Annotated in this window: 21 protein-coding genes and 1 rRNA gene; 8 read left to right on the forward strand and 14 right to left on the reverse strand. The window is 43.8% G+C overall.

Going from position 1 to position 25,915, the window contains the following annotated elements; all coding sequences use genetic code 11:
* Positions 1 to 131: 131 nt before the first annotated feature.
* Positions 132 to 860, reverse strand: coding sequence for a TorF family putative porin (locus FTV12_RS14055; RefSeq protein WP_144723540.1), 729 nt, complete (start codon positions 858 to 860; stop codon positions 132 to 134).
* An 870-nt stretch (positions 861 to 1,730) separates the two neighbouring features.
* Here FTV12_RS14055 and FTV12_RS14060 point away from each other — a divergent pair.
* The gene (locus FTV12_RS14060) at positions 1,731 to 3,080 is read left to right on the forward strand and encodes an OprD family outer membrane porin (RefSeq protein ID WP_180025468.1); all 1,350 of its coding nucleotides are present in this window, start codon (positions 1,731 to 1,733) and stop codon (positions 3,078 to 3,080) included.
* A gap of 100 nt (positions 3,081 to 3,180) precedes the next feature.
* On the opposite strand, the gene ppa is transcribed toward FTV12_RS14060, so the two are convergent.
* Both ppa and FTV12_RS14070 read right to left on the reverse strand, forming a co-directional pair.
* Positions 3,181 to 3,717: an inorganic diphosphatase gene (ppa, locus tag FTV12_RS14065; protein ID WP_034703878.1), complete on the reverse strand. Its 537-nt coding sequence runs from the start codon at positions 3,715 to 3,717 to the stop codon at positions 3,181 to 3,183.
* A 120-nt stretch (positions 3,718 to 3,837) separates the two neighbouring features.
* On the reverse strand, positions 3,838 to 4,236 hold the full coding sequence (locus FTV12_RS14070) for an MAPEG family protein (RefSeq protein WP_166136510.1): 399 nt from the start codon (positions 4,234 to 4,236) through the stop codon (positions 3,838 to 3,840).
* A gap of 100 nt (positions 4,237 to 4,336) precedes the next feature.
* Between FTV12_RS14070 and FTV12_RS14075 the strand changes: the two genes are divergently transcribed.
* Positions 4,337 to 4,723, forward strand: coding sequence for a hypothetical protein (locus FTV12_RS14075; protein WP_034703874.1), 387 nt, complete (start codon positions 4,337 to 4,339; stop codon positions 4,721 to 4,723).
* 36 nt (positions 4,724 to 4,759) lie between these two features.
* On the opposite strand, the gene FTV12_RS14080 is transcribed toward FTV12_RS14075, so the two are convergent.
* From FTV12_RS14080 to FTV12_RS14105, 6 genes are all read right to left on the reverse strand, one after another.
* Complete coding sequence (locus FTV12_RS14080) at positions 4,760 to 6,436, reverse strand: AMP-binding protein (protein ID WP_180025469.1); 1,677 nt, start codon at positions 6,434 to 6,436, stop codon at positions 4,760 to 4,762.
* Between the two features lie 150 nt (positions 6,437 to 6,586).
* Positions 6,587 to 8,806, reverse strand: a complete 2,220-nt coding sequence (gene parC, locus FTV12_RS14085) for a DNA topoisomerase IV subunit A (protein ID WP_180034230.1) — start codon at positions 8,804 to 8,806, stop codon at positions 6,587 to 6,589.
* A 163-nt stretch (positions 8,807 to 8,969) separates the two neighbouring features.
* Positions 8,970 to 10,289, reverse strand: coding sequence for an MFS transporter (locus FTV12_RS14090; RefSeq protein ID WP_180034231.1), 1,320 nt, complete (start codon positions 10,287 to 10,289; stop codon positions 8,970 to 8,972).
* Between the two features lie 131 nt (positions 10,290 to 10,420).
* A complete protein-coding gene (locus FTV12_RS14095) occupies positions 10,421 to 11,065 on the reverse strand; it encodes a trimeric intracellular cation channel family protein (protein WP_034169794.1) in 645 nt (214 codons plus the stop codon).
* 61 nt (positions 11,066 to 11,126) lie between these two features.
* Positions 11,127 to 11,591 (reverse strand): YchJ family protein, encoded by a 465-nt coding sequence (locus tag FTV12_RS14100; protein ID WP_034169795.1) that lies wholly within the window; start codon positions 11,589 to 11,591, stop codon positions 11,127 to 11,129.
* Between the two features lie 75 nt (positions 11,592 to 11,666).
* On the reverse strand, positions 11,667 to 13,247 hold the full coding sequence (locus tag FTV12_RS14105; protein WP_159123942.1) for a TerC family protein: 1,581 nt from the start codon (positions 13,245 to 13,247) through the stop codon (positions 11,667 to 11,669).
* Between the two features lie 323 nt (positions 13,248 to 13,570).
* On the opposite strand from FTV12_RS14105, the gene FTV12_RS14110 reads away from it, so the two are divergent.
* Positions 13,571 to 14,191, forward strand: a complete 621-nt coding sequence (locus FTV12_RS14110; protein WP_034703864.1) for a TIGR00730 family Rossman fold protein — start codon at positions 13,571 to 13,573, stop codon at positions 14,189 to 14,191.
* Positions 14,192 to 14,280: 89 nt separating this feature from the next.
* Here FTV12_RS14110 and FTV12_RS14115 read toward each other — a convergent pair whose 3' ends face one another.
* Entirely contained in the window at positions 14,281 to 15,246 is a 966-nt protein-coding gene (locus tag FTV12_RS14115; RefSeq protein WP_034169797.1) for a hypothetical protein, read from the reverse strand.
* Between the two features lie 353 nt (positions 15,247 to 15,599).
* Between FTV12_RS14115 and mdtD the strand changes: the two genes are divergently transcribed.
* From mdtD to FTV12_RS14140, 5 genes are all read left to right on the forward strand, one after another.
* Positions 15,600 to 16,991 (forward strand): multidrug transporter subunit MdtD, encoded by a 1,392-nt coding sequence (mdtD, locus tag FTV12_RS14120; RefSeq protein ID WP_179992221.1) that lies wholly within the window; start codon positions 15,600 to 15,602, stop codon positions 16,989 to 16,991.
* A gap of 44 nt (positions 16,992 to 17,035) precedes the next feature.
* Positions 17,036 to 17,827, forward strand: coding sequence for a GH25 family lysozyme (locus FTV12_RS14125; protein ID WP_373687232.1), 792 nt, complete (start codon positions 17,036 to 17,038; stop codon positions 17,825 to 17,827).
* A gap of 143 nt (positions 17,828 to 17,970) precedes the next feature.
* A complete protein-coding gene (gene dinB, locus FTV12_RS14130; RefSeq protein WP_180034233.1) occupies positions 17,971 to 19,026 on the forward strand; it encodes a DNA polymerase IV in 1,056 nt (351 codons plus the stop codon).
* Between the two features lie 222 nt (positions 19,027 to 19,248).
* Positions 19,249 to 20,544 carry a shikimate transporter gene (gene shiA, locus FTV12_RS14135; RefSeq protein WP_179992224.1) on the forward strand — a complete coding sequence of 432 codons (1,296 nt, stop codon included), beginning with the start codon at positions 19,249 to 19,251 and terminating at the stop codon, positions 20,542 to 20,544.
* A 4-nt stretch (positions 20,545 to 20,548) separates the two neighbouring features.
* Positions 20,549 to 20,905, forward strand: coding sequence for a RidA family protein (locus FTV12_RS14140; protein ID WP_166136540.1), 357 nt, complete (start codon positions 20,549 to 20,551; stop codon positions 20,903 to 20,905).
* A gap of 81 nt (positions 20,906 to 20,986) precedes the next feature.
* Here the strand turns inward: FTV12_RS14140 and FTV12_RS14145 are convergent, their stop codons facing one another.
* The 4 genes from FTV12_RS14145 to rrf form a co-directional block, all read right to left on the reverse strand.
* Positions 20,987 to 21,535: a DUF2726 domain-containing protein gene (locus tag FTV12_RS14145; protein WP_166136543.1), complete on the reverse strand. Its 549-nt coding sequence runs from the start codon at positions 21,533 to 21,535 to the stop codon at positions 20,987 to 20,989.
* Between the two features lie 398 nt (positions 21,536 to 21,933).
* The gene (locus tag FTV12_RS14150) at positions 21,934 to 24,324 is read right to left on the reverse strand and encodes a YgiQ family radical SAM protein (RefSeq protein ID WP_180034235.1); all 2,391 of its coding nucleotides are present in this window, start codon (positions 24,322 to 24,324) and stop codon (positions 21,934 to 21,936) included.
* Positions 24,325 to 24,467: 143 nt separating this feature from the next.
* Positions 24,468 to 25,682, reverse strand: coding sequence for an MFS transporter (locus FTV12_RS14155; RefSeq protein WP_180034234.1), 1,215 nt, complete (start codon positions 25,680 to 25,682; stop codon positions 24,468 to 24,470).
* Between the two features lie 147 nt (positions 25,683 to 25,829).
* Positions 25,830 to 25,915, reverse strand: a 5S ribosomal RNA gene (gene rrf, locus FTV12_RS14160); the annotation flags it as partial.

The following is a 25,915-nucleotide window of genomic DNA, read 5'->3' on the forward strand; positions in this document are numbered from 1 at the left end:
TTGCTATAGACCACATTTAAGTTTAAATATGAACACCCCGAATCAGACGTATGAGCAAACTAAAACCGAGCTAATTGCTTAACTCGGTTTGAAGTGGAATACTGTCAATCTATTTCAGGACAAGACAAAGATTAGAAGCTGTAGCCTAGTCCTAATACCACTTTATTTTTCTGTTTATCTTCAAAACGGTTATAACCACCAAAAATATAATTCATGCTGGCGGTGATGCCTGTATCAGCAAGTGGCTTGCTTAGACCGATATCGAAATGACGGAAACCGAAACTGTTTTCTGTTCCTTTTATGTCGCCATCTTTGGCATAAATATATAGGCCAAGTGCAGTATCCAGACTAAAATCTTTTGGCAGTGCATAGCTATAGGTGCCTTTTAGATAGGTATCCCCTGCATTACCCCAATCAAGATCTTCAAGCAATGTTTGAGCAGTCACACCAAAATCTTTGTACGTCAGACCCAGCATGGTTTCAAAACCATTTGAGCCTGTATTGCCAATATCATAATAGTAATAATAAGTTAAACCCGCTGTATAACCCCAGTCTTCATTGATTGAACCGTTATAGCCCGCATAAAAATCATTTTCAAAGGCATTGGGCAAATCATCACCATAGTCTAATGTCGAACCCCACCAGCCTGCATAGAAACCAGAAGCATGATTGTAGTCCAGCCCCCCCTGTAAAGTAGCGCCCTTATTTTCTGGCGTATTGGTAATACCACGCAGGTTATAGCTTGAAAGTACGCTGATATTTCCAGATACCGTATGTTCAGCAGCCGGTTCCTCAGCAAAAGTAAAAGAAGATGCAGCGCCCAATAAAGCAAGAGATAATACTTTTAATGTTGATTTCATTGTGTGACTCCCCCAGATCGTCTGAGACGTTTTTTATGGTCATTGATTAAACTCAAGCTCGAAACTGCAAGAGCTATGCCAATCTGGAATAAAACAACTAAAATCTGATGAATAAAAATAAAATAAAGCACTAGGTGTTTGTTTTTAAATTATATTTAAATTTTTAAAAAAAGCACTTTAATAGATTCTTTTTAACCTTGGTCCTTTTTCAAGGATTTATTTTCTTTTTCCGGTCTTATACATAATCATTTACAAGTTGCGCCATTTTGAGTCTATTTTCGCTTTGATTAAATTTTGTGCTAAAAAAAGGTGCAGAAATAAAAAGTAAAGAAACACATTGCTCTATTCGAGTTTTCGATTCTTGCTCAAACTCAGAAAATTTCTGGATTAAAAAGTTCAAAATAGTGCTAAGCAAGAAAAAGTGATGCTCATGGAATGACTTTTTATTATTCAGAAATCTATGCGCATTTTTGGATTTATAAATATTTAAATTAAATATTTATATATTAAAATTCAATAATTTATAATCAATTCTCACTTTTAAGAAATTATTAATGAAGAGTCTGATACAGAAAATGAAGATTTTGAACACTCAACTTTTTCATTCTAAGAATTTTAATTTTAAATATTATTGATGCACTCATGAGTCATACCCTTCAGAGAATTTATATTTAAAAAATATCTTTGTTTTTATTTGTTTTTTTACTATATGGTCAGGATTTAGACTGTTAGATCTCTTACCATTATTCACTTTAGATTAAAAAAAATCCATCGACTTTAGTGGAATATCGTAAATAAAAATGACATTTATTCAGCGAATCTTATACAATTCCTAAAAATTTCCATCAATTTGTATAAGGCTCTCTCCCAATGCAAAACACAAAAAAATTAACATTGGCAGTTTTGATTCAGGCTGCATTGATCTCAACCGCTTTTGCTAGCGAGCAGAGTGAGTCTAAAGGTTTTGTAGAAGACGCAGAAGGATCTGTACTTTTCCGTACTGGTTATTTATCTCGTGATAAGAAAAATGGCGTAGCAGATACAAGTTCAGCTGCACAGACTGCAATTGTGAAACTGGATTCTGGCTTTACTCAAGGTGTAGTCGGCTTTGGTGCCGGGATCATCGGTGATGCTTCTTTCAAACTAGGAAACAACAAAAATGCCGGTAATGGCATGATTCCTCGTGAAAACGGTTTCAATGCTAAAGGTGAGTACGTTAAAGGTGCTGGCGATACTTATGATCATTGGGCTCGTGGCGGCGCTTATGTGAAAGCTCGTGTATCTAATACCACTGCTGTATATGGTACCCAAGTTTTAGATCTTCCTGTATTGGCATCAAATACTGCACGTCTCGTTCCTGAATACTTTGAAGGCGTATTAGTGACTAGCAATGAAATTGATAACCTGTCATTAACAGCTGGTAAATTTACTAAAAACCAATATTCAGACCAAATCGACTCTGATGGTAACGAGCTTGATCGTGCTGTTGTTTGGGGCGCGAAATATAAATTTAGTGATGCTCTAAACGCTTCTTACTACGGTACAGATATTAAAGACCGTTTAGACCGTCATTATGTGAATGCGAACTATAGCTATGCAGTAGCCAATGGCGGCACTTTAACTCACGATTTCAGTGGCTATCATACTGAGTGGGATAAAAAAGCTGACGGTGGTGCATATACTTATTCTCATACCACAAATGACTTAAGTAACTTAAGCAACAATATTTGGGCTATTTCTACCACTTACAATACTGGTCCGCACAATATCATGGTGGCTTACCAACAAAATACTGGTAACACAGGCTATGACTATGGTTTGGGTCGCGGTGTAGGTGATGGTCATCAAACGATTTATCTACCAAACTCATACCTGTCTGACTTCATTGGCAATAATGAAAAATCAGCACAACTTCAATACACATTTGACTTCGGTGCTGTAAATGTTCCTGGTCTATCTTGGACTTCCGCATTTGTATATGGTTGGGATATTGATGTAGCAGGTAGTCCAGATCGTTCTCAGTTAGTAACTAGCGATGCACAAGAACGTGAATTCTTTAACCAGGTGAAATATACTGTTCAATCTGGTTTTGCTAAAGATGCGAGCTTGCGTTTACGTCACTCTTACTACCGTGCAAGCGATGATTATCAAGCTGATCGATACATTGGTGACACCAACGAATGGCGTATCTGGTTAGATATTCCTGTGAAATTATTCTAATTCACCCGAATTTCAAGCCATAATAAAAAACCTGCACATTGTGCAGGTTTTTTTGTTTAAGTTTTAAAAAGTTAAAGACTTAAACTGAAAAGCAAATGAATTATTTATTTGCTTCTGCATAAGCTGCAATTGAGCTGAGTACTTCCTTTTTAGCAACATCAGCACCTTCCCAACCACTTAACTTAACCCATTTACCTGGTTCCAAGTCTTTGTAGTGCTGGAAGAAGTGTTCGATTTGGCTGATCAGCAACGGAGGAAGATCAGTATATTCTTGAACATCTTTGTAGATCGGAGTCAGTTTGTCGTGTGGAACTGCAACCAGTTTCGCATCAACACCACCATCATCTTCCATGTTCAGTTTACCTACAGGACGGCAACGAATGACTGAACCTGGCTCTACTGGATGTGGAGTTACGACCAATACGTCTAGAGGATCGCCATCTAGAGAAAGTGTATTTGGTACATAACCATAGTTTGCTGGGTAGAACATTGCTGTACCCATGAAACGGTCTACAAATAATGCATCAGAATCTTTATCGATTTCATATTTGATTGGTGCTGCATTTGCAGGAATTTCGATAATGACATAGATGTCGTTTGGCGCATCTTTACCCGCTGGGATATTGCTGTAGCTCATAGCATCACTCTTTAACAAGTTATATCTTTTAAAAACCGCGACAATTATAACGGTTTTTACAGATTTTTTTTGATTTTAAAATATCGAACTGTAAATATCTCGACCTGCTTTATTTTAAGCTTAAGAGATTTTGATAATTAACAGCAGTAAGGTTATTGGACATAATAAAGATAACAGCCAGACAATTGAACGTAAGGTCGACCAGTTCGCCAGATAACAGATCCCATAGATGACCCGAAAAACCAGATAGGCAATCCCAAAGGTCATCACCAGACTTTGCGGCACGACCATATATTCTGCCATCAGAATCGAGGCGATAAAGAGCGGTAAGCTTTCAAAGCTATTTTGCTGAGCGGCATTGGCGCGACTGGCCAGGCCTGTAGACTTTTCTAAAAATGCCCGCGGATTCTGATTGTCTTTTGCACGAAACCCTGCCGATTTTTTCGCAATCAAGGTAAAAACATAAGGTAAAAGACAAGCTGCCAAAATGAGATAGATAACCCCACTAATGCTATGCATCTGATTTTTCTCTTGAGAATTTTTATGTCTATCATAGCATGGCGTTTCGTGAATAAATTTTGTTAAATAGAGTGTTTTTATAAATGATTAAGGATTCACTATGGTCAGCCCTGATCAAAATGAAATGTTCGATGTCCTCGAGAAACAGCGCCAGCATCAACGTCAAGTGGATCGCGTATTAAAAATCGTATTGCCGATTGTTGCATTTCTGATAGCGGTCATTTGTGCCAATATGAATATCTGGTCTCCCCTCTTTACCTTTGCCATCTTATGGATTGCCTTCTATGCCGTGGGCATCAAACGCATGCCGATCTGGCACTGGGTGGTCGCAATCATCATTTATTGCCTGATAGATAATATTCTCAGTTATGGCAGTTTTAATTTGAGAGGATTTAACCGCCAGTTTGGTACCATGTTTATTTTTTTGGGTGTGATCGGGGTAGGACGTCCTTACTTCGACCGCTGGCTAATGAAAAAAGAGAATTAAAAAAAGCGCCCTCAGGCGCTTTTTTTATTGCAGGATTTATGCAGTCTTACGTAGATCTTTACGCAGGATTTTGCCTACGTTAGATTTTGGTAATTCATCCATAAATTCAACATAACGTGGGCGTTTATAACCGGTCAGATTTTCTTTTGCAAATGCCAGAACTTCTTCAGTCGTCAATGAAGGGTCTTTCTTCACCACAAACAGTTTTGGCACTTCACCTGATTTTTCATCTGGTACACCAATTGCAGCCACTTCCAGTACTTTTGGATGTTTTGCAACGACTTCTTCAATTTCAGAAGGATAAACGTTGAAGCCAGAGACCAGAATCATGTCTTTCTTACGGTCAACGATTTTGATGTAACCACGTGAATCCATAACACCGATATCACCGGTACGGAAGAAGCCATTTACCATCACTTTATCGGTTTCATCCGGACGGTTCCAATAGCCTTTCATCACCTGTGGACCACGGATTGAGATTTCACCCTGCTCACCGAGTGCAACTTCATTACCGTCATCATCCAGAATTGCAACTTCAGTCAAAGGTAACGGAATACCAATCGTACCGCTAAATGCTTCAGATGCCGGTGGGTTCGCAGTTGCTACTGGAGAAGTTTCAGACAGGCCATAACCTTCAATGATGTTAGTGCCAGTAATTTTCTTCCAGGCTTCTGCAGTAGAAGGCAGAACAGCCATACCACCGCCCATCGCCATTTTTAAACGGCTATGATCCAGTTGCTTGAACTCTTCGTTGTTTACAAGCGCATTAAACAGCGTGTTCACAGCAGGGAAGAATGTTGGCTGGTATTTACGTAATTCTTTCATCACCGCAGGCAGGTCACGCGGGTTAGGAATCAGAACGTTCGCCTGACCTTTATACATGCCGTAAAGTGCACAGACCATGAAAGCAAAGATGTGATAAAGCGGTAAAGCACAGAAAATACGGTCATCTGGCTGGCCATCTTGCGCACCGAATTTGCTCTGGAAGATACCGTCACACTGCAACAGGTTAGCAACCAAGTTACGATGGGTCAGTTCAGCACCTTTAGAAACACCAGTAGTACCACCTGTGTACTGAAGTACAGCAGTATCACTTAAAGTCAATTCAGGGCGTTTATAGTTGCTTGGGTTAACTTTATTCAGGGCTGCATTGAACTTGATGTGGCCTGGAATATCCCATGCCGGAATCTGCTTACGTACTGAACGCAATACAAAGTTCACCAAAGTACCTTTTAAAGCACCCAGCATGTCACCCACAGAAGCAACCACGACGTGCTTCACAGGCGTTTTGCCAATAATTGACTGATAAACGCTGGCAAAGTTCTCAATAATGACGAGAACTTCAGCACCAGAATCTTTTAACTGATGCTCAAGCTCACGTGATGTATACAGTGGATTTACATTCACCAGTACTAAACCAGCGCGGAACACCCCCAATGCTACGACCGGATACTGAAGAACGTTTGGCATCATTACGGCAACACGTGTGCCTTTTGCCAGACCCAAACTTTGTAAATATGCTGCGAATTTACGACTAGCTTCTTCCAACTCATTGAACGTTAAAGTCTTATCCATAAAGATAAAGGCATCACGTGAGCCAAATTTTTGGAAATTGCGTTCAAAAATATCAACCAGAGATGTATTTTCTGCTGGTAATTCTACAGTTTCTGGAATCCCTGTTTTTTGGTATTCAGCGAACCAAATTTTTTCCATAATGCCAATCTCTCCAATCATAATCCTTAGTAGTTCAACTGTTTTTTTCAATGCTGCACGTCATTTTTTAGACTTGTATATGTGCAACATTGCATCCATTTGTCGAATCGTTACTCATATATAACGTATTTCGATTCATGGATGCTAGTATTATCTTTGAATCAACAGTTTATTTGCTTTTTGATATCCACGTGGTAACAGGGTTCCTTTAGAGCCTCGTTTCCCAATATATTTTTGCAGGTCATCCCCTTTAAGTTTTAATTGTTGCTGTCCTGCAAGCACTTGAATTATTTCATCAAGTTTTAATATTGTCATGGATAAAATTTGATCTTTATCTTCAAGTTGTATCAATTTATTACCTTTACCTTTATTCAATACAGGTAATTCCGACAGATCAACAATCAGCAGACGACCAGCTGAACTGAGTAGTGCAACATGAGTTGCATCTTCCAGCGGTTGCAGGTTCATGACCTGTGCACCTTCAGATAGATTCAGGAAAGCCTTACCAGCTTTGGCATTGGTATCCAACTGCTTGGCTTGGGTTTTAAATCCATAACCTTTGCTGCTGACTGCCAGGATTTCTGCATCATCTTCAGCCACCAATACCTGCTTGAAACCAACTCCACTTGCCGGAGAAAGTTTTGAACTCAACGGTTCACCGAGTCCTCGTGCCGATGGCAGGCTATTGATTGGCAAGCCATAGCTACGGCCACTATCATCTAATACATAGACGCGTTGATTAGACTTACCTTGGGCATGACTGAGATACTGATCGCCCGCACGGAAATTCAGATTTTCAGCATCCACTTCATGCCCTTTAGCACAGCGAATCCAGCCCGCTTCAGACAATACTACCGTTACAGGATCCGCTGGCAGCATTTCAGTTTCATCAATAGCAGCGGCTTCGGCACGTTGCACGATTGGAGAACGACGATCATCCCCAGATTTCTTGGCATCTTCTTTTAGTTCATTGATGATCAAAGTTTTTAAAGACTCAGGATTCGCCAGCTGTTCACGAATCACGGCAGCTTTAGCTTCCAGCTCTTCCTGTTCGCGGCGCAGTTCCATTTCTTCAAGCTTGGCCAGATGACGTAGCTTGAGTTCTAAAATGGCTTCGGCCTGAATCTCATCAATACCAAAACGTTCCATCAACACTGGTTTAGGCTGATCTTCCTCACGAATAATCCGAATCACTTCATCAATATTCAGGTAGGCAATGATCAAACCGCCGAGAATATGCAGGCGTTTTTCGATCTTATTCAGATGATATTGCAGACGGCGAGTGACTGTAGTTTTACGGATTTCGATCCATTCCAGCAGAATACGACGAATCGATTTCACCTGTGGACGGCCATCCGCGCCAATCATGTTCATATTGACACGATAGCTGGATTCCAGATCTGTAGTCGCGAACAGATGGCTCATTACCGCTTCAGCATCAATACGGTTCGAACGCAATACCACCACTAAACGTGTTGGATTTTCATGGTCAGATTCATCACGAACATCAGTGACCAATGGCAGCTTTTTCGCCTGCATCTGGTCCGCGATCTGACTGATAATTTTTGAACCGGATACCTGATATGGCAATTCGGTAATCACAATTTCATTTTTATCAATAGTGTATACCGCACGCATGCGATAGCTGCCACGACCTGTCGTCTGGATTTTAAGCAGCTCTGATGGTGGCGTAATGATTTCCGCTTTGGTCGGTAAATCCGGTCCCGGAATGTATTCTGCCATTTTGGCATCGGTCAGGTTCGGATTGCGAATCAGAGCGATGGTACCTTTCACCACTTCGCGTAAGTTGTGCGGCGGAATATCAGTCGCCATCCCCACAGCAATCCCGGTGGTACCATTTAGTAGAATATTAGGAACACGTGCCGGCAAGTTAATCGGTTCTTTCATCGAACCATCAAAGTTATCCTGCCAGTCACAGGTACCCTGTCCTAGTTCGGATAAAAGCAGTTCGCTATATTGCGACAGTTTAGCTTCGGTATAACGCATTGCCGCGAAAGACTTCGGATCATCTGGTGAACCCCAGTTGCCCTGTCCTTCAATAAACGGATAGCGATAACTGAATGGCTGCGCCATCAGGACCATGGCTTCATAACAGGCCGAGTCACCATGTGGATGGTATTTACCCAGTACATCCCCCACAGTACGTGCCGATTTTTTCGGTTTGCTGGTCCATTTCAGACCCAGCTCACTCATGGCATAGACAATACGGCGCTGTACCGGTTTCAAACCGTCACTGATATGTGGCAATGCACGATCCATAATCACGTACATGGCATAATTTAAATAAGCTTGTTCGGTAAATTCGGCTACGGAACGGTTTTCTGTCGCATGATGCGCAAGGCTTGTCATAACAACCTATAATCCTAAAATTCGTTTTTGTATCAATGTTTCTTATGCTAAGTCGCGGCTGTGTGCTGCACAAGGGCAGTAAACTACACAGCGCGACAAATCGTGTCTTATGGGCTAAAAATATCCACTTTATAGCAGCTGAGCAACTAAAAAATCACCAACCTTATAAACCCATAGATTCTAGTGTCTTGCCCTTGGTCTCTTCACCCAGGACTAAAATGACCACAGCTACTGCGATTAATACTGCAGTAAACATGGTAAAGACGTAACTGAAACCATTTGGCATCCCCATCAAATGGGTTACGGCAAAAGGTGCAGCAATCCCGCCAATACGACCAATTGCACCGGCCCAGCCTGAACCAAAAGCACGGATATTGGTTGGATACTGTTCTGGTGTATAGGTATAAAGAACGCCCCATGCCCCCAGATTAAAGAAGGACATCAGACAACCCCAGATTACGATCTCGGTGACACTACCGGACTGGCCAAAGAAATAGGCTGAAATCGCACACATGCCGATAAATCCAGCCAGAGTCGCCTTACGACCGAGTTTTTCGACTAGCCATGCTGCCGCAATATAACCTGGCAATTGCGCTAGAATCATAACCAGGACATATTCAAAAGACTGCACGATGGTATAGCCTTCCTTGACCAGAAGGCTTGGTAACCAGGTAAAAATACCATAGTAGGAGAAAACGATCCCAAACCAGATTAGCCACAGCATCAAGGTGCGGCGGGCAAAAATACCACTCCAGAGCTGGATAAACGAGATATTCTGCTTGGCAGCCACGGGTTTAACTTCAAAGATTTCCATGACTTCGACGCCGCATTTGCGCTCAATCTTTTTGACCAGAGCTTGCGCTTCATCTACCCGGCCACGATTGATCAGATACGGCACCGACTCAGGCACCAGTTTCCAGATTACGATGGCATACAGTGCCGGTATCCCGCCAATCATGAATGCAGCTTGCCAACCAAAATCAGGAATCACAAAACGCGAAACCAGCGCAGCCACCAGCCAGCCCAAGCCCCAGAAACTTTCCAGCAGCACAATGAAACGACCACGTACCCGTGCCGGGATATATTCACTGACCAGTGTCACCGCAACCGGCAACTGACCCCCTAATCCCAGACCGACAATAAAACGAAATACCAGTAACCAGGTCAGATTCGGCGCAAAGGCACAGGCAGCAGTCGCCAGACTATAAATCACCAGCGTACTGGCAAATACCGTTTTACGTCCCCAGCGATCTGCCAGTCCACCTGAGAAAATCGCTCCAATCGCCATACCGATAAAACCGATCGAAACCACCCAGCTTTTCTGGTCAGCGGTCATCTGCCAGTCTTCAGCCATTTTCGCCAGAATAAAGGAAATCAATCCCGTATCCATGGCATCAAACATCCAGCCAAGACCAATCATCCATAAAAGAGTGTAGTGGAACTTGCCGATCGGCAAGCGCTGTATCCGAGAAACTAAATCCATAACAAAAATCTCTGATCAGGTGAAACGGGAAATGCTGCTGTCCCAACAGGAGGTTTGATTTTTTATTTTTTTATACTACGAATACGTACGCCTACGGGAAGTTTTCCCTCCCGCAGTTACCGTAATTCATATCAAGATTCGTCTTTGGATGAAGCGGACTGTTCGTCATCATCCTTATAGATAAACTTCGGCATTTCCAGACCGAAATAGATCGCAATCAAACGCAAACTAAAGCCAAAAATCAGGGTGGAAATAATGGTCAGTTCGAGTGACAGACCGAAATTGCTGCAGAGCCAATAGAAGATGACTGCAACAAAGGAAATACTGGCATACAGTTCACGGCGGAAGACTAAGGGTACATCATTACATAAAATGTCACGTAAAATACCGCCCGATACTCCGGTCAGAACCCCGGCGACCGCACTGACTACAAAACCATGTCCCATTTCCAGCGCAATCTGGCAGCCAATGATGGTAAAGCCAATCAGGCCCAAGGCATCCAGTACCAGGAAGATATTGCGTAAATGACGCATCCATTTGGCAATCAGGATGGTGACAAAGGCGGCACAGCAAGTCAGCACCAGATATTCCGGGTGTTTGACCCAGGTCAAAGGATAATGGCCAAGTAGTACATCACGTACCGAACCACCACCGAGCGCCGTAACACAGGCAATAATCGTGACCCCAAACCAGTCCATACTACGCCGACCGGCAGACAAGGCTCCGGTCATGGCTTCAGCGGTAATTGCAATAATATAGATGACGGTCAGTAACATCGCCCTGCTTCCACCTGAGGCTATGAGATGGCGGCTATTCTAAGCTAAATCTATGTGAAAATTATAAAAAATGCGCACAACATTGCTTAAATTTTTTCCCGGAGCCACAGATGCACGGCTGTTTCATTGTAAACTGTTGATCTGTCGTTGGATCTAGAAAGTACCAGCGATTCTCGAACTTTACAAAATGTGAAATTTCATGATGAATCTGGGCCTGCTTGCCATCGTGATAATGTGCTTTGAACTCGACCAGCGCATGGGTCTTGTCCAGCTTTTCATTGGCCTGCACGATTTCCAACTTCAGCCATTGATTGGTTCTACTCCATTCAGCAATGGCTGGCATGTCCAAAGCCTGCTGCTGTCCACGGGCAGTAGTCTGCTGGATATAATCAATTTCATGCTTGGCAAAGGCACTATACCGCGAGCGCATTAATTGCTCGGCGTTTTGAGCCAATTGCTGGCCCTGATGTAGTGGCTGGCAACAGCTTGCGTATTCACCTCGTCCACATGGACATGCTTCTGACATCTCAATTCCATAAAAAATAGCCCGACAGTGCGGGCTATTTTAGCAAACTTTTAGCTTCGTCCTTCGGGCGCTGAACTAGTCTTTCCGGTTCGCTGGGGCAATGATATGCACCTTATCAATCTTGTGGCCGTCCATCGTGACCACCTCAAAGATATAATCATCTGCTTCGAGCTTTTCGCCATTTTCTGGCAAGCGCCCCAGATGGAACAGAATATAACCCGACAATGTCGAATATTCTTCCGTTTCATTGACCAGATCACGATCCAGAAGCAGTGACACATGGCGAATATCGGTTGAACCATCCAGAATCAGGCTGCCATCTTCTAGACTCTCTACGGCTGCTTCCAACTGGTCTTCATCCGGGAATTCACCGGCAATGGCTTCCAGCACATCAATCGGTGTCGCCACCCCTTCAATGGAACCATATTCGTTCAATACCAGTGCCATTTGTAGCGGTGCCTGACGCAACTGATCCATGACCATCAAGACCTGAGCATTTTCATGCACAATCACAGGTTCACGCAGATGTTTTTCGAAGTCCAGAATACCTGTTTCGATGTATTCATTCAGGACTTTATGGGTCAATACCACACCGGCAATATTGTCCAGTTCACCACGCGCCACAATCAGGCGTGAATGGCTCATATGCAATAACTGCTCTTTGATGCTGGCATGATCATTTTCCAGATCAATCCATTCCAGTTCAGGACGCGGTGTCATCACCGATTTCACCGGACGTTCTGACAGGCCAAGTACGCCCTGCACCATAACGCTATGGTAGACTCCACTTTCGTCGTCATCAAAGACTTCATCAGCAAAGGCACGAGTCGCCAGTACATCTTCCGGTTCAGAAGAATCATTGTCCTGAGCCGGTTTACCGCCCAGCATACGCATTACGGCAGACGCAGTACGGTAACGCATATCAGTTGTCGTCACCATTTTTTCCTGATTGCGTTTCATGGTCTGGTTAATGAACTCGACAATCACCGAGAAACCAATCGCGGCATACAGATAGCCTTTTGGAATATGGAAACCGAAGCCTTCAACCACCAGCGAGAAACCAATCATCATCAGGAAGCCCAGACAGAGAATCACTACTGTCGGGTGCTTGTTGACGAAATCCATGAGGGCTTTAGAGGCCCACAACATGATACCGACCGCAATAATCACGGCGATCATCATCACAGACAGATCTTTGACCATACCAACCGCAGTAATCACGCTGTCGAGCGAGAACACGGCGTCCAGTACCACGATCTGCACAATCACCATCCAGAACACCGCCTGAACCGGATTTTCTTCCTTGGTCACAGGTTTGGCTTCCAGACGCTCATGCAGCTCCATAGTGCCTTTAAACAGCAGGAATACACCACCGAATAATAAGATCAGGTCGCGTCCTGAAAATGGATGCTCAAAGATATGGAATAGCGGTTCAGTAAGCGTTACGACCCAGGCAATCGATGCCAGCAACACCAGTCGCATTAACAGCGCCAAGCCCAGACCGGTAATACGCGCTGCATTACGCTGTTCGGGTGGAAGCTTTTCCGCCAGAATTGCAATAAAGACCAGGTTATCGATCCCGAGTACAATTTCAAGAACAATCAGTGTGAGTAAGCCAATCCAGGCAGAGGGATCTGACATCCATTCAAAAATCATTGCATCTGCTCCTCTAACCGAGGAGAAAGGCAAGTATTTGCATGATGAGATACAGGTTGATACCCGACTTGAATTAAAGACTTGATAATGTGACGTTTTACTGAATTAAAGCGCCAACTTCGACTACCCATGTGAGTTCTATTGTAGTAAGACAGACTTTCAGTATATCAAGAACAGCATGAAATTCACCTGTTTTCATCCGGGATTATGGATGAATTTGAATGAAAGATTTTGTCCTAAAATGAGGTCTGCTCATGGAATTGTCATATTTGTTAACTAAGTTATAGTAAGTAGATAAAAAAATGATAAGGTGAAAAAAATAAATGCAAAGTGTAATGGAAATGACCGATTATTTTAATGATAACTCCCCAAAAACAACACGCCCGCTAGTAGCTTTATATTGTGGCTCTCGTGCCGGCAACAAACCGATTTATCTGGAAAAAGCGATTCAACTGTCACAAGGTCTGGCCGAACATGGTTTTGGTCTGGTCTATGGCGGCGCCAGTATTGGTCTGATGGGCCAGGTGGCAGACACCATGATTCAGCATGGTGGTGAAGCGGTGGGCGTGATTCCGGAATTTATGCTGGATTATGAGATTGCCCATCCTCAACTCACAGAACTGCATATCGTCACCAGCATGCATCAGCGTAAGGCCATGATGGCAGATCGTGCCTGTGCCTTTGTCGCCTTGCCGGGTGGATTGGGAACCTTTGAAGAAATTCTGGAAATTGCGACTTGGGGTCAGCTGAACCAGCATCAAAAACCGATGATGCTGTATAACGTCAATGGCTTTTATAATCCCCTGATTGCCCAGCTTGATCTTGCGGTGCAGGAAGGCTTCTTGCCGCCCCAACATCGGGCTAAACTGATTATCTGTGAACATGCAGATCAGATTTATACCACCTTGCTGAATCTGGATGCTCCGCAACGTTTCGTCGTTTAAATTTTCTTGTCTGCTTTAAATAGCAATGATTTAAAGCCATGAAAAAAAGCGAGCTTGATGCTCGCTTTTTTCATTTATATACAAAGATATTAACCGGAAATCGTGTGATAGAACCAAGGCAAAGTCGTCGCCAGGAACACACTAATGGCTAGGCCAAACATCAGTTTCATCGCGTCTTTGCTGACATTCCGTGAAGTACGGTGTTTATTGACTTCGGTCACCAGCATCGAAATGGCAAATTCACGACCAGCCAGTAACCCCAGGAATACCCAAGTGGTACTCATCGGGATGTTACTCCACTCTTTGAACACCAGCAGAATCAGCGCATAAATAAAGTCGATAATCGTGGCAGAACGGACATCGGTCACCCCGGTCTTGGTATCGACAATATTCTGGATAGCTCCACCACGCTGGTAAAGAATCATGCCCAGTAGTATCACAAATACAGAAATGGCAAAGATCAGGAACTCAAACGGCACCTGACGTGGCACATAAACAAAGATATTGGCCAGATCCTGGATCAGCCACTGGCTCCACAGAAATGCCGTAGATAGCCATTGCAAGGCCATCCACATCGGAGAATGTTGCTGATCACGGGTTTCACTGAAATAGACCGCGAGTTTTTTCATGACCAGACGATAGATCACAATCGCCACAAAGAAAGCGACGGCGTAACCCATCATTGACTTGGTCAGCATGGAACCCAGACTGCTCGGGGAGAAAATCGTGAGCACCAAGAAAGTAGTACTGACCGGAATGCCATATTTGGTCAAAATGATCAGTAAAAGAGGCGGTACCACATATAGCCAGGTGACCCCATCTTCAGGGAAAGGAATGGTTTCCAGACGTCCATAAGAGGCATCCCCTACCCCAGAAGCAAACCAGCCATAAATTAACACCACAACCAGAATAGTACTGATGTAAATCCAGAGTACCCACCATGGGCGATGTGAGTTCGATGAAATAAATGTTCCTAATGTTTGCGGAACATCATTCCCCACGATGGAATAGGCGGCCAGACAGAAGCCAACTACCATCAGAATCTCGATGGTCATAAGTACAAAACCTTTTACTAGACAGTTCCCAGTACAGCAGTTCTGGAAGTTTGCCCCAGATTATGACGGTTTTATTTCATTTTCATGACATTTCCGTCATATTTTTTTGTAGCCTGCTCCTTAAAAAGAAGCTTGAAGTGTTCCAAAAATGACGTATTTATGAATCTGTATCAATTTGAGAGGTTCGCAGTATAGAAATATATCTTTTACCCTTTCCTCTTCAATAACTGAAATCAGGCTGTGAATTCATTAGCATTTTGTCTACACGACTCCTATTCACAATCGTTTTTATTTCAGTCACACTGCTGCATAGATTTCTTTAAACTATTCAAAATAGATGATTTTTTAAATCCATGAATGTCACTCCTACGCATCAATCCCTACAACCTGAATTCAGACTGCTGGTCTTGCTGGTATCGATTGGCTTTTTCATGCAAGGCCTGGATACCACGATTATCAATACCGCCTTGCCTGCGATTGCCAGTAACCTGCAGGAAGATCCGTTACGGATGCATAGTGTGGTGGTGGCCTATGTGCTTTCTGTGGCAGCCTGCATTCCCTTAAGTGGCTGGCTGGCAGATCGCTTTGGGGTTCGGAATATCTATTTTGCAGCGATCATTATTTTTGCTCTGGCCTCACTCGGCTGTGCCTGGTCTGAGAATCTGAATGAACTACTGGTTTATCGGGTATTTCAGGGCATTGGCGGTGCTTTGCTGCTTCCAGTCGGACGACTGGCCATGCTGAAAATTATTCCTCGTACCCAGTTTCTATCCGCTATGAGTCTGATGAGTCTGGCCGGACTAATGGGTCCTTTAATCGGTCCAACCTTAGGTGGCTGGATGGTGGAATACCTGTCCTGGCACTGGATTTTCCTGATCAATCTGCCGATTGGTCTGCTGGGTGCATTGATTACCTTTAAAGCTATGCCGAATATCACTGAACCGACGGTACAGCGTTTTGATTTTGGCGGTTTTATTCTACTGGTCATCGCAATGATCGGCTTGTGTCTAGGGATTGAAAACTTTGCCAATCCACAATATCCACTCTGGTGGAGCTTAAGTCTGGTCGGAAGTGGTCTGATTGCCTCACTCATCTATGCCTATCACTCACATACTCATCTGAATGCGCTTTTTCGCAGTAAATTATTTAAAAATAAGATTTATTCGATTGGTATTCTGGGTAATTTCTTTGCCCGGCTCGGCGGTAACTCGATTCCGTTTTTATTGCCTTTAATGTTGCAGGTCGCTTTTGGTTTTGAACCTTTTATTACCGGTTTACTGATGATTCCAACCGTACTCGGTTCTTTAGCATCTAAACCGATTATCCGCAAAATCATTCAACGTTTCGGTTATCGTAGAGTCTTGTTGATCAACACCTTGCTGGTCGGTCTATGTATTGCCAGTTTTGCCTTGACTACGGCGGAAACCCCAATCTGGCTAAGAGCCATTCATTTCTTTGTGTTCGGGATTCTGAATTCCCTGCAATTTGTCTCAATGAATACGTTAACTTTAAAAGATTTAAGCCAGCAGGACGCCAGCAGTGGCAACAGTTTCCTGTCGATGATTATGATGCTGTCAATGAGTATCGGGGTGGCACTGGCGGGTACGCTGGTGAATATGTTTAGTGCCTACTTCGGCCCTGAACAGCTGGACAATGCCTTCCATGTTTCGCTGCTCTGTCTGGGCTGTATTAATATTATTGCTGCCTATATTTTCTGGCATATTCCCAAAAATACGCCAGTCTAGGGCAGAATATATACTCGATATGAATATCCGTAAATCAGGCCACCGTGCAAATGAAAACAGCTCCCACCTCTAGCAACTGGAAAAAATACTCAGTAATTGCAGTCGGGCTGCTGATTACACTTGTGGTGACGTCTGTGCTTTATCTGCTGGTTTTCAAACAGCCGTCAGCGCATGCAGCAGATTATCCGATTCATGGTTTCGATGTTTCCCATCATCAGAAAGAAATAGACTGGAAGAAAATCCCGAAACAGAAATATAAATTTGTCTATTTAAAATCCACAGAAGGCGGCGATTTTAAAGATACCAAGTTTCAGGAATACTGGCTGCAGGCCCGCGAACAGGGCTTTCTGGTCGGTGCTTATCATTTTTACCGACTTTGCCGTGATGGCAGCATTCAGGCTCAGAATTTTATAGAGTCTGTTCCGCGTAAAATGGATGCCCTGCCTCCTGTCATGGATCTGGAATATGACAGCAAGTGTATTAATCACTACTCCAAAGAGCAGCTGCTCAAGGAAATTCGGGTCATGCATGATGCCTTAAAACACCATTATGGCAAGCAGCCGATCTTCTATGTGTCGAAATCTTTTTATAACATTGTGCTGGCGGGAGAGTTTACTGACGTACCGCTCTGGGTACGTGAGTACCAAGGTTTACCAGATTTAAAGGGTCAGCCTAAATGGACCTTCTGGCAACATACCAGTCAAGGTGAAATTCCTGGCATTGCCCGTACTGTGGATCTCAACGTGTTTTATGGCTCAGAGCAGGACTGGATCAAATTTTTACAGCAGAACAGTATTCCCACCCCAGATCAGTCCCAGCCTCCGGCCAAGAAATAAACCTAATTTCTCCCTGATTCAACCATGAAATGGATATTGAATTATTTAGGCAGGATATGCTTCGTCTTGAATAATGCTTTAGCCTGTTTACTTGTCAATCCGGTCTCTTCCCAATCCAGCTAAAGCCACTTAAGATACTGGATATGCGCAAAATTATTCATATCGATATGGATGCCTTCTACGCCTCGGTCGAGCTGCGTGAACGTCCGGAGCTGAACGCTCTGCCTGTGGTGATTGCCTCGTATCATCCGCGGGCAGTGGTCGCGGCTGCCTCCTATCCGGCCCGCGAGTTCGGACTGCGTTCTGCCATGCCGATGACTCAAGCACGTAAGCTCTGCCCTCAGGTCATCGTGATTGAACCAGATTTTGCCAAATACCGTCAGGTCTCTGGTCAGATTCATCAAATATTTCAAACTTATACCAAGGTCATCGAACCGTTGTCTCTGGATGAAGCTTATCTGGATGTCACCGAAAATTTGCAGCAGATTCCAAGTGCCACTGAAGTGGCAATGCGCATTCGTGAAGATATTTTTCAAACTACTGGACTAACCGCTTCTGCTGGCGTGGCGCCGAATAAATTTCTCGCTAAAATCGCCTCTGACTGGCATAAGCCGAATGGAATCTGTGTCATCAAACCTTCACAGGTGCAGCGTTTTATTCAGGATCTTCCACTGAAGAAAATTCCCGGTGTAGGCAAAGTTACCCAAGAAAAATTAAAAAGTTTGAATCTGGAAACCTTGGGAGATTTACAGCAGATTGAAGAAGCGATCCTGATTCAGCATTTTGGCAAATATGGACGGCGCCTGTTTCTCTATGCTCAAGGCATTGATGATCGGCCAGTCGAAGCTGAACGGGAACGCCAGCAGATTTCCAAGGAAACGACTTTCGATGATGATCTGTATTTACCGCAATGCCAGCCTTACTGGCAGCCATTAATTGCCCAGCTCTGGCAGAGTCTGGAAAAAAAACAGCTCTCTGCCCGCGGGGTTACTGTAAAACTGAGAATGAAAAATTTTCAGACCATGCAGCATAGTAAAAGCTTCAGCCAGCTGCTGCGTAGCCCGCAAGAACTGGAGCAGGCTTTACACTTATTGCTTCAAGAGATGCATATTACTCCTCAACTGCAGTTTCGGCTGATTGGGCTTGGCGTCTATCAGCTCGCTGCACGTGAAACAGAAACGCAATTGCTGCTGCTTTAGGCCTATTTTGTACAAGTATTAGACGTTAGTTTAAAAATACGGCAACTTTGTTTTTACATTTTGAATTTTTGGAGTACTCTATCTGCGCAATGCATTATCCATGTATGTGCTGAGATGCTGAAAATCACCTTTACTTTCAGCATACTGTCCTGTGATTGACGTGACGATCAAATCCGAATATTACAGGGCAACTCTGATGTATCTCATGGAATCCCTCCCTGCATGTCCTCTGTAAATTCTTCTGTTATTCAAGAACGACGCGCGCGTAAAGCGGCGTTATCCAGTTTTGTTGGTGCTGTTGTCGATTGGTATGATTTTCTCCTTTACGGCATTGTTGCGGCCTTAATTTTTAAAGACCAGTTTTTCCCAAGCATTGGTGCCAATATGGGTACCTTGGCGGCTTTAGCCACCTTTGGGGTAGGCTTCCTGTTTCGTCCTCTAGGCGGTGTGGTATTTGGTCATTTCGGCGACAAGCTCGGCCGCAAGAAAATGCTGGTTCTGACTGTGGTCCTGATGGGGATTTCCACCGTCGGGATTGGTTTTTTACCTAATTTCGAAGCCATTGGCTGGTGGGCACCGGTTTTACTGGTGACCCTGCGTGCCATTCAAGGCTTTGCAGTCGGTGGTGAATGGGGTGGTGCTGCCCTGATGGCGGTGGAAAATGCCCCTAAAGGCAAAAAAGCCTTTTATAGCAGTGGTGTTCAGGTCGGCTATGGCGTAGGTCTGGTACTGGCAACGGGTGCGGTATCCGTTATTATTGCCACACTGGGTGAAGAGGCTTTTGCTGAATGGGCTTGGCGCATTCCGTTTATTGCCAGTATCGTGCTGATCGGGATTGCGATGTGGATTCGCCGTGATCAGGATGAATCTCAAGAATTCGTAGAGAAAGTGATTAAGGCAGATCATCATCCAGAAAAACTGCCAATCTTGCAGGCCATCAGCAAACATCCTAAAGCTTTCTTTTATATTATTGCCTTACGTTTGACCGAACTGCTGACCATGTATCTGGTCACCAACTTTGCCCTAAACTATTCCACCAATAATCTGGGCATGGACAAACAGTTCTTCCTGAATATCACCCTGATGGTCGGTGCGATCAGCTGTTTCAGTATTCCTTTCTTTGCCTGGCTATCGGATAAAATCCAGCATAAAACCATGTGCGTCTGGGGTGGTCTGATCGGTGCACTGTCTGCCTTTCCGTTTTTTATGGCACTGGATGCACAAAATACCTGGATGATTATTGTTGGCGCCATTCTACTGGCCAATGTCGCGCATGACATGGTGGTCAGCGTGCATCAACCGATTTTTACCTCGCTATTTGGTACGGAATATCGCTATAGCGGTGCCGGAGTCGGTTATCAGGTCGCCAGTATTATTGGTGGTGGTTTTACCCCAATGATTGCAGCCTCCTTAGTGATTTGGGGTGATGGTTCATGGCATTATGTAGCCATCTATCTTGCGATAGGCTGCCTATTGACTGCATTAGTCGCAGCCTTGATGCCAAAAACCAAGGATTAAGCTGATGTCTGTTCAACGTTTGCATGTTTCACAACGCTTTTCTGAGATCGCCATTGCCGGCAATCTGGTTCATCTCGCCGGTCAGTTGGCGACAGACCTGGATCTAGATATCAAAGGTCAAACCCAGCAGACACTGGATATTATCGACCAGTTCCTGGCGGATGCCGGTACCGATAAAAGCCAGATCATGTCTGTGACGATTTATCTCAAAGATATTGAAAAAGATTATGCTGCGTTTAATGAAGTCTGGGATGCCTGGGTAGCGGATATTCAAGCTCTGCCCCGCACCTGTGTCGAAGCTAAACTGTATGATCCACGCGTGTTAGTGGAACTGACTGTCGTAGCCGTCAAACCTGAATAGGCTTCTATTCAGGCCTAATTTCTACTCATCTAAAATAGAAAAAAGTATGCACTTAGTATACTTTTTTTCGTTTAGATTCTATCAGTTTAATGCTTTGACTTTACGTCGTTCCAGATCTGAATAGAGATGATATTTTTTGAGATCATTCACAGCGGTAAATCTCTGGTCTTTACTGGAATGCTCCTGCTCACGCAGGAAATCTCCTCGTAACTGATAGTATTCTGGTACATCTTCATAGCGAATGACCCGATAACCGGCCATAGTCAACAAAGCATCCTGAAATTGTGCCTGCTGTGGACGTTTTAAAATCACCGGATCATCGACAGCTACAATGGCAACAATCTGGTATTGCTGATCCAGAATCACAAAATCTGCAATCAGATCACGATACTTGTGCCGGGTACGGCCAAATTTAGTGGTAAGTAGTGCGTCATAAGAAACATGGGCCAGTACAATATAATCAGGCAATACTTCTTTCAGGCGTGTAAACGTCAGTTGTTCATTTGGATTAAAAATAGCGCGCTGTTTTAAGGCGCTGTCTTGCGGTTTTGGGCTATTCCTTAGCTGCTTCCATGCCATGAGCACGACACAGAACACCAAGAAACTCCCTATAATCATATAGGTGGTCATGACTCAATCCTTGCATTCTTATAATCATTCTTGTTTTATTGTTATCCAGTATAAACCCATACTATTTTTAAAATTGCCCTGCTACCATTCTGTGTAGAGACCAATACAATTCTTAGCAAAACTTGATTGCCAGTTACTTAAAAACCGCTTTTTGCTATTTCAATAGAAATTAGGGTTAAATCCTTATATGCGACTGTAAAATAGTCTCCTGATAGATCGCAATATAAATCGGTTGAACTGTAAGACAATTCCGACAAAGTGTTATTTTTATATCATTTTTCAAAAATTTAAATCGACTAAAAATAAAATATTTTACATTTTAATTGAGAACCTGAAAGCCGCATCAATAAAGTCTGAACATAAAAAAGACACCCGAAGTGTCTTTTTTATCAGCTTAATCAAGCACGTGATTTTGGCTTTGATTTTGCTTTAGGTTTAGGGCCGCCGAATGGCTTTTTCGCATCACCGGTTTCACGCGGTGGCAGACCAGTATGCTGGGTCAGAATCTGGCCTTTTTTCGGACGGTTATTTTGAGCCTGACCACGATTACCTGGGTTAGCAGTACGTTTCTGTGAATCACCCGCTACAGTCGAATTCTTCTTACGTGCAGACTGGTATTGCCCATCTGTACCAGCAGGTTGATAGGTTGGAATCAGATGCTGTTTCGAGTTACCAATCAGATCCTGACGCCCCATTTCCTTTAAAGCTTCACGCAATAAAGGCCAGTTGTTTGGATCATGATAACGCAAGAAGGCTTTATGCAGACGACGACGTTTCTCACCTTTCACGATGTCCACATCTTCAGTATAACGCGCGACTTTCGCCAGCGGGTTTTTACCGGTGTAGTACATGGTGGTTGCAGTGGCCATTGGTGATGGATAGAAGGTTTGTACCTGATCGGCACGGAAGCCATTCTTTTTCAACCAGATAGCCAAATTCATCATGTCGTAATCGGTGGTACCCGGATGCGCCGCGATGAAATAAGGAATCAGATACTGTTCCTTACCGGCTTCTTTACTGAAACGGTCAAACATCTGCTTGAAGCGGTCATACGTCCCGATCCCCGGTTTCATCATCTTGGATAATGGACCTTTTTCGGTATGCTCTGGCGCGATCTTCAGATAACCACCCACGTGATGGGTGACCAGCTCTCTGACATATTCCGGATTCAATACAGCAAGGTCATAACGCAGACCTGATCCAATCAGAATCTTTTTAATACCCGGTAAAGCACGTGCTTTACGATACAATTGGGTCAACGGTGCATGGTCGGTATGCAGGTTTTGACATACGCCCGGGAACACACATGAAGGTTTACGACAGTTTTTCTCAATTTCAGGATCTTTACATGCCAGGCGGTACATGTTGGCCGTTGGACCACCCAAGTCGGAGATAATACCGGTAAAGCCTGGTGCGGTATCACGAATTTTTTCTACTTCACGCAGGATTGATTCTTCAGAACGGTTCTGAATAATACGACCTTCATGCTCGGTGATCGAACAGAAAGTACAGCCACCGAAACAGCCACGCATAATGTTCACCGAGAACTTGATCATGTCAAAGGCCGGAAAGCGTGCATTACCATAGGATGGATGCGGCAGACGTGCATAAGGCAGGTCGAACACATAATCCATTTCTTCGGTAGTTAATGGAATCGGTGGCGGATTGATCCACACATCACGTTCACCATGTTTTTGTACCAAGGCACGCGCGTTCCCTGGATTGGTTTCCAGATGCAGAATACGGTTCGCATGTGCATACAGCACAGGGTCATTTGCCACTTTTTCAAAAGAAGGCAAACGAATCACTGCCAGTTCACGTGGTGGTAATTTATGTTTAATTGCTTTAGAAGCTGGTTGTAGCTGCACAATTTGCGTATCTGGATCTAAATTGTCCCCTTCACGCACGATTGGGTTGGCTACCACTTCTTTCTGGAAATTCTGGTATTGGCTTAAGCTGTTGCCTTTATCTTTTTCAATTTCACAACCATCAATATCTTCGCTCATCACATAGGGGTTGATGATCGGATCGACACGGCCAATGGTATCGACATCATTGGATGCGATTTCCACAAACTGGGCTTTCGCAGCACGGTTATGTTTATTGATAATGAATGCGGTACCACGAACATCAGTAATCTGATGAATCTTTTCACCCTTAGCCAGGCGATGCATGATTTCAATGATCGAGCGTTCGCCATTACCGTACATCAACAAGTCCGCTTTAGAATCCATTAAGATCGAACGACGGACTTTATCTGACCAGTAGTCATAATGTGCGATACGACGTAATGAACCTTCAATACCACCGAGTAATACCGGCACATCCGGGAAAGCTTCACGACAACGTTGGCAATAGACGGTTGCTGCGCGGTCTGGACGTTTATTCGGCTGGTTATCTGGAGAATAAGCATCATCTGAACGAATCTTACGATCCGCCGTATAACGGTTAATCATCGAGTCCATATTACCGGCAGAAACGCCCCAGGCAATATTCGGCTTACCGAGTACACGGAAGGCTTCTACATTAGTCCAGTCCGGCTGGGCAATAATCCCCACGCGGAAACCTTGTGCTTCGAGCACACGTCCAATGATCCCGGTCACAAATGACGGGTGGTCAATATAGGCATCACCGCAGACAAAAATAAAGTCACAACTGTCCCAACCGAGTTGGTCCATTTCCTCGCGTGACATCGGCAAAAAAGGCGCGGGTTCAAAACATGACGCCCAATATTTGTCGTAATCAAACAACGCTTTAGGCGCAGTCTGAGCGGTATAAGCAGTAGACATGGCTAGCAATTCTCGGCTGGCAGATGGAAGATCAGAAAAGTGATCAAAGATGAAAGCCGAGTATTTTAGCATGAATTCGGCTTAGGTTGCTTGATTATAATTTATACAAAAACAGCTTTAAGACCTTTATTAGGAATATATACTCATCCTGATTTTGAAGAATCATTTATAGGTTTTAAACGCTGTGCCATCAGCAAGCCTAATCCTAAAATAATAGCGATAAATACACTTAGTCCTAACCATCCGGAATTTTCCCAGACCAGTCCACTCGAACTTCCAAGTAAGCTTGAACCCAGGTAGTAACAGAACAAATAAAGGGACGAACCTACCGCACGATACTGTAAGGATTGCACCGATACCCAGCTACTAGCAGTTGAATGAGCCGCAAAAAAGGAAAAGGTAAAAATCAGCAAACCAATAAAGACTAAAGCCAAGTTATTAATCAACATTAAGGCTAAGCCAAACAGCATGGTACAAAGCATGGCGGCAAGTACCCTATAACGTCCAAACTTCCTGCTCCAAGCTGCGGCTCGTGGCGAGCTATAAATTCCGGCCAGATAAGTAATCGAAATCAGACCAATCCAGACATGAGACAATTCAAATGGCGCTTGAATCAAACGATAACTCAGATAGTTAAATACCGAGACAAATCCCCCCATCAGGATAAAGCCCTGTAAAAACAGAATTCTTAATTTAGGATCACTCAGATTCTGTTGAAATGCTCTGATAAAACGGCTGAATTGAATTGGATAAGCCTGAAAGTGTCTGGACTTAGGTAATAGAAAATAGAAGGTTATAGCGATACATAGGTTCAGTAACCCAATGATCAGAGTCGCAGATTGCCAAGAAATAAAATCGACCAATGTCCCTGCGATCAACCGTCCGCTCATGCCCCCAATCGCAGTTCCGGAAATATACAGCCCCATGGCAAAGCCCACATCCTGCTCTACCACTTCCTCTCCAATATAAGTCATCGCCACGGCTGCCACACCACTGACCGTTAAACCAATCAGTACTCGTGTGGCTAGAAATATCGACCAGATTGGCAGTAAAGCACTGAGTAACAGTAAGACTGAAACTGAAAATAACGACCAGACCATTATCGGCTTACGGCCAAAATGGTCTGAAATCAGACCAGTAAAGATCAAGCCAATAGCCAAGGCAATGGTAGAGAAGGAAAGTGGAAAACTGCATTGTGTTGGAGAGATATGAAAATAATCCGCCAGAATCGGCATCATCGGTTGGACACAATACAGCGATGAAAAAATCGCGAAACCCGCCAGAAATAAGGAGAATAAAATAGCTTTAAAAGCAGATGAACCATATGCGATATGGCTTGAAGATGAATTTGAGGACATATCCGCTCCATGAACCTGCTCAGTATACGCCTCTCAATTCGCCTTTTATGTGATGATTCAGTTTAAATAACCATCGAATAATTAATTTTCTTAAACCCCACGCATAAAAAAAGCCCCCTGCGTGAGCAGAGGGCTTTTGGAATAATGAGCTGGCGATGACTTACTCTCACATGGGAGACCCCACACTACCATCAGCGCTAAGAGGTTTCACTTCTGAGTTCGGGAAGGGATCA

Source organism: Acinetobacter sp. YH12233, from assembly GCF_013417725.1.
Taxonomy (GTDB): domain Bacteria; phylum Pseudomonadota; class Gammaproteobacteria; order Pseudomonadales; family Moraxellaceae; genus Acinetobacter.